12 protein-coding genes are annotated in these 15,102 nt (G+C 41.8%); all 12 read right to left on the bottom strand.

Features of this window, described 5'->3' with window-relative positions; translation table 11 throughout:
- Window position 1: 1 nt before the first annotated feature.
- Window positions 2-1,366 carry an exopolysaccharide biosynthesis polyprenyl glycosylphosphotransferase gene (locus tag ACFQ1M_RS12935; protein WP_386408857.1) on the bottom strand — a complete coding sequence of 455 codons (1,365 nt, stop codon included), beginning with the start codon at window positions 1,364-1,366 and terminating at the stop codon, window positions 2-4.
- A gap of 41 nt (window positions 1,367-1,407) precedes the next feature.
- Window positions 1,408-2,718 (bottom strand): UDP-glucose dehydrogenase family protein, encoded by a 1,311-nt coding sequence (locus tag ACFQ1M_RS12940; protein WP_386408859.1) that lies wholly within the window; start codon window positions 2,716-2,718, stop codon window positions 1,408-1,410.
- Window positions 2,719-2,878: 160 nt separating this feature from the next.
- Complete coding sequence (locus ACFQ1M_RS12945) at window positions 2,879-4,894, bottom strand: polysaccharide biosynthesis protein (RefSeq protein WP_386408861.1); 2,016 nt, start codon at window positions 4,892-4,894, stop codon at window positions 2,879-2,881.
- 75 nt (window positions 4,895-4,969) lie between these two features.
- A complete protein-coding gene (locus tag ACFQ1M_RS12950; protein WP_386408863.1) occupies window positions 4,970-6,109 on the bottom strand; it encodes a DegT/DnrJ/EryC1/StrS family aminotransferase in 1,140 nt (379 codons plus the stop codon).
- A complete protein-coding gene (locus ACFQ1M_RS12955) occupies window positions 6,102-6,725 on the bottom strand; it encodes an acetyltransferase (RefSeq protein ID WP_386408865.1) in 624 nt (207 codons plus the stop codon). The genes ACFQ1M_RS12950 and ACFQ1M_RS12955 overlap by 8 nt, the downstream gene beginning before the upstream one ends.
- Window positions 6,725-7,327, bottom strand: a complete 603-nt coding sequence (locus ACFQ1M_RS12960; protein WP_386410866.1) for a sugar transferase — start codon at window positions 7,325-7,327, stop codon at window positions 6,725-6,727. Before ACFQ1M_RS12960 ends, ACFQ1M_RS12955 begins: the two co-directional genes overlap by 1 nt.
- Window positions 7,328-7,451: 124 nt before the next feature.
- Window positions 7,452-8,705, bottom strand: a complete 1,254-nt coding sequence (locus tag ACFQ1M_RS12965) for a glycosyltransferase family 4 protein (protein WP_386408867.1) — start codon at window positions 8,703-8,705, stop codon at window positions 7,452-7,454.
- Window positions 8,705-10,504, bottom strand: a complete 1,800-nt coding sequence (locus ACFQ1M_RS12970) for an alginate lyase family protein (RefSeq protein WP_386408869.1) — start codon at window positions 10,502-10,504, stop codon at window positions 8,705-8,707. Before ACFQ1M_RS12970 ends, ACFQ1M_RS12965 begins: the two co-directional genes overlap by 1 nt.
- Window positions 10,505-10,590: 86 nt before the next feature.
- Window positions 10,591-11,397, bottom strand: coding sequence for a formyltransferase family protein (locus tag ACFQ1M_RS12975; RefSeq protein WP_386408871.1), 807 nt, complete (start codon window positions 11,395-11,397; stop codon window positions 10,591-10,593).
- Window positions 11,381-11,932 carry a hypothetical protein gene (locus ACFQ1M_RS12980; protein WP_386408873.1) on the bottom strand — a complete coding sequence of 184 codons (552 nt, stop codon included), beginning with the start codon at window positions 11,930-11,932 and terminating at the stop codon, window positions 11,381-11,383. Before ACFQ1M_RS12980 ends, ACFQ1M_RS12975 begins: the two co-directional genes overlap by 17 nt.
- Entirely contained in the window at window positions 11,922-12,956 is a 1,035-nt protein-coding gene (locus ACFQ1M_RS12985) for a hypothetical protein (protein WP_386408875.1), read from the bottom strand. Before ACFQ1M_RS12985 ends, ACFQ1M_RS12980 begins: the two co-directional genes overlap by 11 nt.
- A gap of 9 nt (window positions 12,957-12,965) precedes the next feature.
- A complete protein-coding gene (locus ACFQ1M_RS12990) occupies window positions 12,966-15,086 on the bottom strand; it encodes a bi-domain-containing oxidoreductase (protein WP_386408877.1) in 2,121 nt (706 codons plus the stop codon).
- Window positions 15,087-15,102: the final 16 nt, after the last annotated feature.

Consider the following 15,102-nt stretch of genomic DNA (forward strand, 5'->3'; position numbering starts at 1 on the left):
CCTAATAGGCTTTTTCTTGACCTTTAAAAATATTGGCCGTCGTTTGCAGGATGATCTTAAGGTCTAGGAATAATGACCAGTTTTCGATATAGAAATTATCATATTTTATTCGGTTGATGATATCTTCCTTAGAAGTGACCTCACCCCTAAACCCTTTTATCTGGGCAAGGCCTGTAACGCCAGGCTTTACAGTATGTCTAAGCAAAAAGGTGTACTTATCGATTTGTTTCGCATATTCTTTGGTATATGAGACCATGTGTGGCCTTGGTCCTACGACCGACATGTCGCCTAAGAAGACATTGATAAATTGGGGAAGCTCGTCGATACTGGTCCTGCGAATAAAACGACCTACCTTTGTAACTCTACTGTCCTCTTTCTGTACCTGTTCTAGATCATTGTAGTTTTCATACTTCATCGAACGAAATTTATAGCATGTGAACTCGGAGTAATTGATCCCGTTTCGCACATGTTTATAGAACAGCGGTCCTTTGGATTCGAGCTTGATGATGACAAACATAAGTGGGATCATCCAGGAGAGTATAAAAATGATGATAAGAAGTGAGAAGCAGACGTCGAAAATACGTTTGACGATTTTATTGATACTATTGTCTAAAACGGCATCTCTCACGGAAAGTACTGGAAGATACCCATAATACTGCGTAGCAAGACGTTGAGAGAACAGTTTTTGTTCGTTGGGCACGAATTTTAGCGTATAGAAATTCTGATCCGCCAAACGGACGAACTTATTGATCTGGGTGTCCGAAAGCTCTTCCAATGAGCAATAGATCTCGTCTACATAATTTTTCCCCAAGAAGACAAAGCTCTCATCAACATTGCCTTTGATACCATTCTTTTCTTTGTTGCTGAAAATTCCAAGAAGTCGATATCCCAGATCACTTCTAGAGGTAAAGAAGGATGCTAAGCTAAGGGCTGATTTGGTGCCACCAATGATGATCACGTTTCGTTTATTTCCACCCAAATATTCGCGATATTTCTTTAGGGCGTAGTAGGAAAGCAGTTTTATAGCACTGACCGCCACAAAGAAGGAAAACAAGAACTTTGCCTGAGTGTTAAAGCTAATGGTAATTCTAAAGAATCCGAGAAACGCATAGAAAATGATCGCGAAAAAAAGAGCCTGCTTGATCAATAGGCTGAGAATCTTTAAGTAGGTGGTAAACCGGTATACCTCGTAGAATCCTATGAAATAACTTACTACAAACCAACAAAGGGAACTGTACACATGAAACGTCAAGGTCTTGTCTTGAAAATCGAAGAGAAGGTAAGCAGACAGATTAATGACAGCAAGATCCAAGAGTATAAGAATGGGCCGGATAAGCCATGAATATCTTCCTCTTCTATGCTGCATGTATCAGATTCGTTTTTGTGTGCTTTTTGATGCTGCGTTTGTTAATGTATCACGGGTCGGCCAATTGAGCTATAGTAAAAACCTTCACTTTTCATTTCTTGAAGGTCATACAAATTTCTACCATCGAAGATGACCGGTGTCTTTAATTGCTTTTTCATTCGCTTAAAATCGGGGAGCTTAAAGATACTCCACTCTGTACAAATAACCAGCGCTTCAGCATCCTCTAACGCGGTATACATATCCTTAGCAAAGGAAATCTTGTTTCCCAACTTACGTTTCACGTTTGGCATGGCTTCAGGATCGTAGGAAACTATATCTGCTCCAAGTTTAAGAAGATCGCGTATCATATCTAAAGAAGAGGCCTCTCTTATATCATCGGTTTCAGGTTTAAAGGCCAGTCCCCAGATAGCGATTTTCTTTCCTTTCAGGGCTCCGCCAAAATAATCCATGATCTTTGGGACGAGCGCCACTTTCTGAGATCTATTAACGTCGATAACCGCTTCTAAAAGCTTAAAATTGTAGTGTTCTTCCTTTCCAGATTTGTGCAAGGCTTTCACATCTTTTGGAAAGCATGAACCTCCGTATCCTATTCCTGGGAAAAGGAATCTGTTTCCAATACGTGAATCTGCCCCCATTCCTATTCTAACCATGTCAACATCTGCTCCGACGCGCTCACAAAAATTAGCGACTTCATTGATAAAGGTGATCTTGGTAGCCAAAAAAGAGTTGGAGGCATATTTGGTAAGTTCGGATGACTTCTCATCCATGATGAGCAGTCTACTCCCCATTTGCGTGTAGGGCTTGTATATTTTCTTGAGCAATTGGATGGCTCTTTCGGAATCGGTACCAATGATGATCCGCTCTGGCTTAAGAAAGTCGCCTACGGCATATCCTTCTCGAAGAAATTCTGGGTTGGAAACCACGTCAAATTCTTGATCCGTGTGTTTTGAGATCGTTTTTCTCACCAGGTCAGCTGTGCCCACTGGCACGGTACTCTTCCCAACGATCACCTTATAATCAGTGATCATCTTGCCGATATCTTCGGCAACGCCTAATACATAGGATAGGTCTGCAGCACCGTCCTCATCTTCGGGCGTCGGCAAGGCCAAGAATATGATGGTCCCATGATCTAAACCTTCCTTTATCGAAGTGGTGAAGTTGAGACGTCCACTCTTTATGTTTTTTGCAAAGAGGACCTCTAATTGAGGCTCGTAGATAGGAACCTTCCCTTTTTTCATCAAGTTGACCTTTTCCTCATTGATGTCCACACATAAAACATCATTTCCTGTTTCTGCGAGACATGTTCCTGTTACCAGGCCTACGTATCCTGTTCCTATGACGGTTATTTTCATTTAAGCCTATGAGATGTTAACTATGTCAAAAATAGCTATAAATTTTTACCTGTACCGATTAAGCCGAGTAACTCTAATGCTCTAGATAGAAGAATTTATGTACTGTTGTCTTACCGTCAGAAGATTCTAGAGCGATCATTATTTAGGTGAAGTGTGTTCGCTATGATACACTCTTATGAAGCTTTTTTACAACATCCAGTTCTACATACATCGAATTCATGCTCTTGTACTCTGGTATCAATTGTTTCATTTTTGAAATGGCGTGTTCTTTTTTCCCTTCTTTGGAATAGTTGATCACTTCCTTGATGGCCTCATCAACTTGCTTATAATGTTTTGTCACCTCTCTGGCGATCATTATCTTATCGTTATAGGTTGGGAGTGTGGTCGCCTTGTCGCTTAGCAACTCTTCGTAAAGTTTCTCTCCTGGTCGTAATCCTGTGATCTCGATCTTTATTTCCTCATCTGGGGTAAAGCCAGCCAAGCGTATCATCTTTTTGGCAAGATCGATGATTTTGACCGCCTCGCCCATGTCAAAAATAAAGATCTCGCCTCCTTTACCCATGGCGCCGGCTTCCAGCACCAAATTACAAGCCTCTGGGATGGTCATAAAATACCTAATGATATCGGGATGGGTGATCGTTACTGGACCTCCCTCTTCAATTTGCTTCTTAAACAACGGGACTACAGAACCATTCGAGCCCAGCACGTTTCCAAACCTGGTGGTGATAAAGTTTGTAGTTCTTTCGCGGTTTTGCTCTTTGTTGTGGTAATGTAGTGATTGCACATACATCTCTGCTGCTCGCTTTGATGCTCCCATAACATTGCTGGGGTTTACAGCCTTATCTGTAGAGATCATCACAAAAGTTCTGACACCGTGACGAACTGAGAGATCCGCCAAGTTCTTGGAGCCTTCAATATTCACAGAAATAGCCTCGCAAGGGTTGTTCTCCATCAGTGGCACATGCTTATATGCGGCGGCATGGTATACCACTTCGGGTTTGTATTGACTGAATATCATGTCCATTCGGGCAACGTTGCCTACATCGGCGATGATCACTTCAAAATTGAGTTTTGGAAACTTTGCCTTCAGCTCTAGATGTAGTTGATGCAAAGGAGTCTCAGCTTGGTCGACGATGATCAGTTTCTTTGGATCGTACTTTGATATCTGCCTTACGATCTCGCTGCCGATAGACCCTGCTCCTCCTGTGACGAGGATGCTTTTCTGTCGCAGTTGTTTTATGATGGATACATTGTCCAATACTATCGGCTCTCGGGCCAAAAGATCTTCTATCTGAATATTCTTTATCTGTCTAGAGAAATCGAACGAATCCTGTTTCATCTCGGAAACCAATGGTGCTCTAAAGACCTTGAATCCGTTTTCTAGACAATCGTCGACGATCTCGAACTTCTTGCTCTTGCTGAGTTCATCATCGACCAACAATAATGCGTCTGCGTTGTGTTTTCTAAGGAGTACCGATGCTCTTCTAGTCGAATAGAGAATGGGCACATCCAATATTTTTTGTTTTGAATTTTTTGATTGCTCTTCGATAAATCCCAAAATTTCAAATCGTTGAAACTTTTGTGATTTTAAGGCCGCAGCGATCGAGATAGCATAAGGACTAGAACTAAAGACCAATACTCGTGTTGGCTTACCAGTGCTATTGATGTTGAGGAAGGATTCGAATACTTGCTTTACCAGTATTCGATATAGAAATAATATAGAGAACGAAATGGAAAAATAGATGATCAGCTCTGGGGTAACGAACAATTTCTTGCTCGCAAAAACCGTAATGACCCCACTAGCGACCCATAGACTTATAAAGGTAAAGAATGACGACAGAAAAATTTTGATAGCATCCGTAAATGTAGAATGGCGTATCAATCCTGAATAGGTTCTAAAAATGTAGAAAAAGACCAAATTGGTAAAAAGCAAGATCCCAAGTCTTGTGATATTCGACAAGAAGGTTTTAAAGTCTAGGCTCTGCAATATGAAATAGGTCAACAAAGCTGACAGTAGGCATATGAGAAGGTCGCCAAATAATACGGCCCAACGTGGAAGATAACCCAAGTTGTTAAAATTGATTCTTTTATTTGCTGACGTCATTACATCCTTAAAGGAATCAATTACTTTGGTTAGGAACTGCTCTTCAGTCTTACTCTTTAGTTTTTTCATCATACAAGTTCGATCCTACACTGGTGTAAAAGTACTAAAATAATGTTAAAGGCATGTATAATGAGAGATCGAAGCCGTTTAAACTGCTGAAATAATGCCGATTAATGCATTTTTGATACGCTCAAGCTGTTCTTTGGTAGTGTTCGATCCAGACGGAAGGCAAAGTCCTTGATCGAAGAGTGTCTCCGATACTTTTTCACCATAGTAGGGACATTCAGAAAAAACAGGCTGCAAATGCATCGGTTTCCAGAGTGGCCGAGACTCGATGTGCTCCTTTTCAAGACCCAATCGTAGGTATTCCCTGTCTACTTTGCGGGCTATCACTCTTCCGAAAACAATCGCTGTGAGCCAATGATTAGAATACGACGCATCATCGAGCTCTGTGAGAACAGAAACTTCGTCTATATCTTCAAATACCTCCTGGTAGAAAGCATTCATCTTTCTTCTTAACGCAACGTGTTCGTCCAGCACTAACATCTGCCCTCTTCCTATGCCCGCCGCAATGTTGCTGAGTCGATAATTATACCCTATGTGACTATGTTGGTAGTGAGGAGCTGCATCTCTGGCCTGCGTGGCCAAAAAAATAGCTTTTTGCTTTGCCTCTTCTGTTTTGGTAACTAAAGCGCCACCGCCAGAGGTGGTGATGATCTTGTTTCCATTGAAGGAGAGGATGGCATAATCTCCAAAAGTGCCGCACTTTTGACCGTTACAGCTACTTCCCAATGCTTCGGCACTGTCTTCGATTATAGGGATATCATAGGTGTCGGCTATTGCGCGAATCTCATTTACCTTATATGGCATTCCATACAAATGCACAGCGATGATCGCCTTTGGTCTTTTCCCTTTTTTTATCCTATCCTTAATGGCCTCTTCCAAAAATTGAGGAGACATATTCCAAGTATCTGGCTCGCTATCCACAAATATGGGCGTGGCTCCCTGATATACGATAGGATTGGCCGAGGCCGAAAAGGTCATACTCTGACAAATTACCTCATCTCCTTGCTTCACGCCAATTAAAATAAGCGCCAAATGCAAGGCCGCTGTCCCCGAGCTCAAGGCCGCCACATGCACATCGTTTCCGAGATACCTCTCCAAGTCTTGTTCAAATCCCGTCACATTAGGACCAAGTGGGGCTATCCAATTCGCATCAAAGGCTTCTTTAATAAACCGTTGTTCCTCTCCTCCCATATGGGGTGATGAAAGCCATATTTTATCCATCGATATTCTTTTTATACTTTACAATTCTTCCTGGCACGCCAACGACGACCGCATGATCGGGCACATCTTGAAGAACAACGCTTCCCGCTCCGATGATTGCCCATTTCCCTATGGTAATATTGGGGAGTACACTTGCCCCGATACCGAGATGTGTGCCTTCGCCTACTTTCACGTTTCCTGCCAAGGTGCTATTGGGTGAAATATGAACATAATCCTCTATGATACAGTCATGCTCTACTACCGAAGCGGTATTTATGATACAGTGTTTTCCGATCATACTTCCAGGGTTGATCACAACGCCAGCCATCACCACACTCCCTTCACCAATGTCAGATTGAGGCGCAATGATCGCAGACGAATGTATGGCCTTGACAAATGTTGCCTGATGTCTTTTTGTTATAGCCTTTCTTATAAGATTATTCCCTACGGTAACGATCATGGGGTATTGCGCATCCCATGCTTTTGGACCAATTACTGGAACCCCTTCAAAAAGCGTCCCTTCCTTTTTTTTGTCTTCATCTATAAAGACCAATGACACCTCGGATAGCCGTGATTCAATGGCTTGTTTTACCACCTTGCCTTGTCCGCTGGCTCCAAAAAGATATATTTTTTCCATTAGCTTCCTTTAAAACGTTCTGTCGTGGCCATATTCTCTGTGTTGATGCCTTCGCTCTTAAATACTTTGAGGATGGTGAGGTAGAGGATCTTCACGTCCAGTTTAAAGCTAAGGTTCCTAACATACCACACATCATATTCAAATTTTTTTTCCCACGAAATGGCATTTCTCCCATTTACCTGTGCCCAACCAGTGATGCCTGGCCTCAAAAGATGTCTTTCTTTCTGCTGTGCATTGTAAAGTGGTAAATATTCTACGAGCAAGGGTCTTGGTCCTATTAAGCTCATTTCGCCCTTTAACACGTTGATCAGTTGTGGAATTTCATCGATAGAGGTCTTTCGGACGAGCATTCCTAGTTTGGTGAGTCTTTCTTCATCGGACAAAAGGTTTCCATCGGCATCTTTCTTGTCGTTCATGGTCTTAAACTTGATGATGCTAAAGATCTTCTCATGAAGCCCCGGTCTTCTCTGAAAAAAGAAGGGTTTGCCGTTATTGGCAAAAAAAAGTCCGATGGTGGCGATCAAAAAAATAGGGGAAAGTATGGCAAATGCCAACAGTGCAACAATGAAGTCGAGTATTCTTTTTATAAAACTTCGGTATATCATGCTAGGCGACTCGCTCTTTTTCGGCTCCAAAGATATAGTAAAATGACATTACCCCATTTTTTACATCAAAAAAACTATTGTTCGCCAAAACCCCTGCTCAAAAAATGGTATGTGACGCTTCTCATCTATTTCGGCCATTGACCGATTCTAAATGTTCTAAATATTTTTGTGCTAACGCAAGCCTGTCAAAATGTTTCTTCGCATAGTGATAACCATTGTCGCCCATCTCCTCGATCTCTTCTGGGCTTTTACCGAGCAGCAGCTGCACTCCTTCAGCTATTTTATCGGTGTCTTCGGGCGGTACGAATACACCGCATTTTGCGGCTTCGATCAATTGCCTTGAAACGCCATCGATAGCCAGTAGTACTGGCTTTTTACAGGACATATAGTCGAAGGTTTTGTTGGAATAGATCGTTTTGAAGGTGTCGACCTTCTTTAGTACCGAAGCACCAACGTCAGAAGCTAATATATATTTGAAAACCTCTTCCTTTGAAACGGGGTCTCTAAAGATGACGTTGTCCAAACCTCTAGCACGCACCTGTTCTTGAAGCATCTCCTTTTGCATTCCCGCACCGATAAGTTGAAATATAACGTTGGTGTCTGTTAGCTTTTCAGCGGCATCGACCAACTGGATGAGGTGATTTGCAACACCATGAGCGCCAACATAGGTGATGACAAAACTACCCTCAAGTCCCAGATCCTTCTTGAATTTCAATTTGTCAAAAGATCGTTGAACCCCATCGGATAGGCTAAAATCGGCAGCATTGGGAATAAAGATCACCTTTTCTTTTGGAACCTCTTTATCATGGATCAGTTTTTCTTTGAAAGCGGGTGTTAGCACATTGATCAACTTGGCTTTTTTATAGATGAATTTTTCAAACCAATACGCAAACTTGATGATCCATTTGTTCTTCAGTACTCCTGTATCGATCGCAGACTCTGGCCAAAGGTCCCTGATCTCAAAAACAAAGGGGGTTCTCTTTAATCGCGACAACACATAGGCCGTTATCCCAACAAACAAAGGTGGAGAGGTTACCAAGATCACGTCGTACGTTCCGCTGGTCTTAAAGGCCCCGGCATAGATACTTGAGAAAACAAAGGAGAAGTAGGCCCATAGTCGCCCTAAGAAGCTCACGTTATAACTCTCGGAGACATGACAGCGAAGTATTTTGACATCTTTGTGATACTGCTCGTCCTTAAAAACGAACTTTCCTTTGTATTTTGGAGGTTTTTTACCAGTAGCATAATGGACCATCCCAGCGATGACCGTGACCTCATTCCCTTGGTCTGCCCAGATCTTGGCCATTTCATTGAACCTCGACCCTCCTCCTTCTCCCTTCTCTAAAAAGTATTGATGAATGAGTAGAATTCTCATTAAGCTTTATCGATTTTGATTGTTGTAACAATAGTACCCGAACTGGAAGTAAAGGTACGTCTAGGTGATCTTTCTTTGACTCCGTAGTATCCTGAATACCATTTTTCGTCATTAAGCGGCTGGAGCTCGTTCCCATTTAGATCCTTGGCAACGATCTCCACATCGTCTTCATGTTCTGGGTCTAGATGCCAATATTGAAAGATGGGCCTGTCGCCAGTATTTTTAACCTCATCGACAACCGTCCAATGTGCTTTCCCCTGCTGTTTTTTGACCGTTCGAACATGTTCGATGTCTTTGCCCAAATGTCTAAAAGCCGTTATCTTTCCTTTAAAATGAAACCTTCCTTCTTCTTTGTTGAGGACAGCGACCGCTTTTTTCACCCATTTGAACCAGATGAATCTGCTTCCCTTCAGCATTTGATCCTCACCGTCTACACTTATAGTGTTATGTCCTTCGCAACCATTAAAATATGCAATGTCTTCTTGTTTTGTATTGTATTTATAGGAGCCGGCATCTCTAAGATAATTGATGCCTTGGTGCCATATATCCAAATGTAAGTTGTCTGATTGAGAAGGGCGATCCTGGTATTTTCCGCATCGAATAAAGGTCTTTGTACTTTCCTCTTGTATGATATAATAACCTCCCTTTTCAAAGGTATTCATCTCATTGGGATACTCATAAGGAATTTGAGAAGGTACTATTCCTAACCAATAAGCGCTTTCGTGAATCTCGTATGCCTCCTTATAAAGCACCGATCTAAGGTCGTCTAGTTGCGAACTATAATTGCGGTAGTCGTCGTCCGTCAACTTAAAGAAAAGCGCACCATCATTGGCGCCGTAATTTGGAAGCTGTTTTGTGACAGGGTCGGTACAGGCATCAAGGAACTGAAGGGACTTTTTGGCTCTCTCGTAAACCACAGGGTTCCATTTGTCGTCGTTCAATTCGGCTAGGCGTATCCCATACGTCAGCAACTGAACGGCAACTCTGTGATAGTTCATCGAATATTGAAGAAAGGTGCCATCTTCATAGATCTGATAGGCGATCTCCTGCTCGAACCATTTTTTCCCTTTTTTGTTCCACGTCCTCGTATCTGGAATAAAGGGAAATAGCTTGTTGGAAAGGTAAAGCATCAAGGTTTCCGTCAACGCGTGATTGTTTCTTACAGCGATTCTCGAAAAATGAATATTTCGATATACATGATCTAATTGCCAGTATATCGAATTCATTATTTTTTTGAAGAGTCCCTCGGTGAGGTTTTCGGAGTCTTTGTAGTAATAAAGAGCAAAGGTCCAATTGAGAATTCGCAAACTCGTTTCTTGGCTGCATTTGTAATTCGGTCCCAAATTGATGGGGTTCTTATCTATAAAGTCTTCAATCTCGCCGAATACTAATTTGGACTGGTCTTCTTCAAAATGATAATCGTAACGTATGATATCGAACAAGAATGAGAATCGGGCTTTCTCCCATACGTATTTGATATCTCCTGCCTCTTTAGAGAGGTCTTCGATCTGCGACCAATGCTTAGCGATATCGTATTTATATCCCGTTGCCGGGTTTGTTATCCAATCGTAATTTTTTCCTAGATCGATTTCTAGTTTATTAAAGAACACCAATATTCCCTTTTGTAAGTTCTCGTTTATCGATTTTAATTCTTCCGACCTCCGTTTTGGTAGCCCATGTATGTCCTTTCCATAGAAAAAGAAAGGAGGCAGTTCTTTCTTCCAGTCTTCTAAAGAGATGAACTCTTTGAAAGGAGGATTTGTAGGAAAGGTTCTCGTTTGCCAGTGTAATTTGGTCATTATGGTGTGATATGACCTAAACAACAGATATCTGGGGCCCATATTTTTGATGAAGTCGAGAATATTTAGGAATTGCCCCATCGCGATCAATTGGATGTAAATGTAATTAGGTTGGACTCTGCCACTTGATGCAGATGCTTATCGATGATATAGTACTGTTTTCCGTCTTCAATTCTTTGGGATGATCGGGTAATTTCCCCATTCAGGTAAGCAACAATGGTTTCGGCAAAAGCCTTTGTCATTATGGGTTCAAAACGCGCTCTAAGCGATCTTATCGTCTCATTCTTAATAAGTTTTACGTCAAAGACCTTCAAGATATCCCCAGTATCCACACCCCTATCCATGAAATGGACCGTAAAGCCAAGATTATTGAAGTCTCTTAACAACAATGGCCATTCAACGACATCCATGCCACGATATTCTGGAAGTTTTCCCATATGGCAATTAAGCACGCCTGCGCCAGAGGCATCGAGTATGTTCTTTCGTATCAATCCTCCTCCTGTGAAAACGACAGCATCAACTTTTTTAGCTTTCAGGGTCTTTTCGACCAACGCATCGTTTAGGTCATTGACAAAATGCACCTTGATGCCTTTTTCTGAGAGTTCCTTTAGATTCTTTAGTTGAATCTTGTTCCGTTCTCTGAAAGAGATGATGTTATCTATTTCTTTAAGACTGCTATAGGCCTTATCTCTCAACACCAATTTGTTCCAGATCTTTTTGAGGAGTCGTGCTCCATCTCTGGAAAACTCATCCTTGAATCTGGCAATGGTAAATTTCTTCACAAACACATCTTCGATAACAATGCCTTCCCTAATCAGCAACTCGCAGACCGAAGTCGAATATAAACTGCCCGGGTTTGGAGAAAATAAAGCGACCCTACCTTTCTTTGTCATTTGTTTTCAATTTTTCTATGAGATGTTTGGAGAGCAGCAAATTATAGGCATGCTGTTTGGAGTATGACATATCCAATAGGTGCCTTTTAGATAAGGCCCTATTGCGCAATAGCTTTAATGCTATACTTAAGAATCTTGGATCGTCGTATCGACGGTGATATTCTAGGAGCAGGGAAATCACATTTTGTATGAAACGAATACGTTCCTTTCTGCTGGTATAATTTTTTCGAAGTCTGTTTTGAATGGAGTTCATTCTAAATTCTAGAAATCTCATCATTCTGTTGGCGTTGTAAATTGCCTTTTCGTCATTCTGAAGCAGTGCCCGCCTTATTTTGAAAATCTCTTCAAGACTCAGGTCCTTAAAATTGGTGTAGTCCTTGAGGGCGCTGTCAGTGGTCATATCATATGGGTGCATGTCTTTTTTTGCAACACTCACAAAATCGAGGGCTTGATCATCAAAAACAACTAGCTCGTCTTTACCATACGCAATGATATGCTCACACTTTTCTATATGATCAAATAGACTATCCTTCATTTATAGCGTACATATATGATTTTCCATCTACTCTTTTCAGGGCTTCAAAATGCAATGGGACCGCATTGCTATCTTGTTCTCCATCAGCAAATGCAATAACCCCCCATTTAAAATAACGCATGGGAAGCATATCCTTATCAAACTTTGCTACACATTCCCAATTTTCAAGGTCTTTGGACACAAATAGACTCGCTTTCTTCTCTAATACCCCTTCCCCTATTTCTACGGAAGAAGCTGCCAGATAATGATCGTCGGTCAATTTTTTGAGATACCATACGGGTCCTGGAAATAATGATTTTCGCTCGATCGCCTTGGTTGCTCTGTCCAGAACATAATGGTAGCTCTTCTCCAATGGCGAGTCCATGATCCAATGCACTTTATTTTCTGTGAAGAAAACGTTTACCGCTCTATATTTCTGGCTGCCATCTCCTATTTTTTCATTAGTGCTGAAATCCAGGTCAGATTTCATGATGATATTCTCCTTTTTGAAATCTCCGGTGAGGGTCCATACTTTATTCTCGTACACATCATAGTAGCATCCGTGAATGTGCTTGATCTCACCCGCCGGAAACTGATATATCACTTCCCATGAAGCGCCGTCATCTTTACTTCTATAGACATTCACGGCTTTGCGTTCGCCATTGTTACCGTATTCACCAAAAAAGAGCATTCCGTTACTAGCAATGCCCATTGACTGATGAAGCACATTACGGCAGTTCTTTAATGTTAAAGTATGCTTTAGCTCTCTGGACGCTAAGTTATAGCAATAGACCTTTGACTGTTTGATGATCACCAAATTATTGGCTGCCTTGAATACATTACATTTATCCAATCTTAACGCCCTTCTTGCTATTCTAAACAAGCCTAGAATCCTTTGCAATGGACTAATTGACAGTACGATCTTGTGAACCGCTCCATCGATTTTTGCATTGATCACATTATGCTTGCTTGTAATGATATCCTCTTTGGAATAATAATGCACGATCTCGGCATTTGATATTCTATGTAAACGGGTAGCTTTCATCTAAAAAACCTATTTAAGGTCAACCCAAGCATTGGTCTTTAGGCTTTCGATCGCAGCATGGCTCGCAGCAGTTGCATTCACCAATTCATCAAAAGAAATGATCGGACCCTTTCCTTCTTTAAGGTTCGTGAGCAATTTAGAGAATTGAATCTTGTGCCCTTTGTCCATTTTTGTCTTGAGCCTTTTAAACCCTTTAACGTTATATCCTTTGGTCTCCCTAAAGTTGTCCATGATGATAGTGCTATCATTAAAATAAACTTCGAGGCGTTCTTTGGAATAGCTCTTTGCACCATTGGAAAAATAGTTGACCACCCCCGTAGACCCATTCTCATATTTCAACAAAATGGAGGCATTGTCGGTATTTTCTTCTGGGCTTTTACCCATCGCATTCATCATTACAGATTTTACCCTGCTTCCCGTGATATGAGAGATAAGGTCGATAAAGTGCACCCCTTCTGCGATGATCCTTCCGCCATTCACTTCCATATCGTGAAACCAAGTATCGTAGGGAATATGGCCAGCATTCATGGTCGCGACCACGTTTAAGACATTGTTTCCTACCAATTCTTTGATCTTAGAAATGTGGGGAGAGAATCTCCGATTGAATCCAACCGTAACTGTTTTATCAAAACTTGGATTCTCATAGGCATCGATGATCGATTGCAGGCCTTCGCCAGTGATGGCCATTGGTTTCTCCACGAAGACATGTTTGTTTTTGCTCATGGCATCAACGGTCATGCTCGCGTGCAAGTTAGGACGTGTAGTGATCATCACAAGATCTACCTCCTCATCCTCTAATACGATCTTAAAATCGGTCGTGCTTTGTGCGATATTGTGTTTTTTGGCCAATGCGGTACCCGTGACACCCCCAGAAGAAACGATATGTTTGATGGTAGTGTCGATTCCCTTTAGGGCGGGAAGTAGTGTCATTTTGGTAAAATTTCCGGCACCTACAAGACCTATTACACCTTTGGCTGGTGTGGAAGCCATTTTATTGACTTGAATGCTATTTTCAGGTATCGCATTCTCGTCATACTTGAAAATCGATGCGATGGAAGTTGAATTGCCGATGTCTCCATATACCTTATCATATTCTTCGATAGGGACCACCTCAGACACTAGGTCTTTAACATTCAATTTTCCAGAAGCTATGAGTTGCAAGACGGTCTCGAAATTTCTCTTTTCCGTCCACCTAACAAAGGGCAATGGATAATCGTTGCCTTTGAATTCGTAGTTGTCATCGTATCTCCCTGGGCCATAGGAACAAGAGACCTGGAAGCTTAGTTCTTTCTCGTAAAACTCAGCCCTAGAAAGGTTAAGACCGATGATTCCGACCAAAATAATTCTCCCTCGTTTCCTGCTCATTTGAGCAGCCTGCGAAATGATATCATTGCTCTTGGCCGAAGCGGTGATCAATACCGCATCCGCTCCAACACCATCAGTCTCTTGAATGACATATTTTACTGGATCATTCCCTTTTAAAGGATTGAATGCAATGATTCCTTTGGCTTTGGCAATTTCCACTTTAGAATCATCGAGATCATAGCCGATGACCTTACAGCCGTTTGCCACGAGCATTTCGGCCGTAAGCAGTCCTATCAATCCCAATCCTATTACCACAACGGTCTCTCCCATGGTTGGGTTGGCCAATCTAATGCCCTGTAGACCTATAGCACCAACTACAGTAAAGGCCGCTTCTTCATCTGTGATCGAATCTGGAACATGAGCTACAAGATTTTGTGGCACCGAAACAAATTCGGCGTGTTGCCCATTGGAGGCTACTCGATCCCCTTTTTTAAAGCTGGTAACTCCTTTCCCAACGGCGATTACTTCCCCAACATTACAATATCCCAATGGTAGGGGTTGTTCTAGTTTATTAAAAACGGTTTCTAAGGTGGGCATCAAGCCTTCTGCCTTGATCTTGTCGAGAACCATTTTTACCTTATCTGGCTGTTGTCTTGCTTTCTGGATAAGGGAAGCTTTACCAAATTCTACAAGCATTTTCTCCGTACCTAGCGATACTAGGCTTCTTGTGGTCTTTATCAAAACCTGTCCACTTTTAACCTGCGGTGAAGGAAGATCTGCTAGTTCTGTGACACCTGTCCTAAAAGATTGTAAAATCTGCTTCATTTATAAAATGTATCAT

Origin of the sequence: Sungkyunkwania multivorans (assembly GCF_042675645.1) — a bacterium.
Classification (GTDB): domain Bacteria; phylum Bacteroidota; class Bacteroidia; order Flavobacteriales; family Flavobacteriaceae; genus Sungkyunkwania; species Sungkyunkwania multivorans.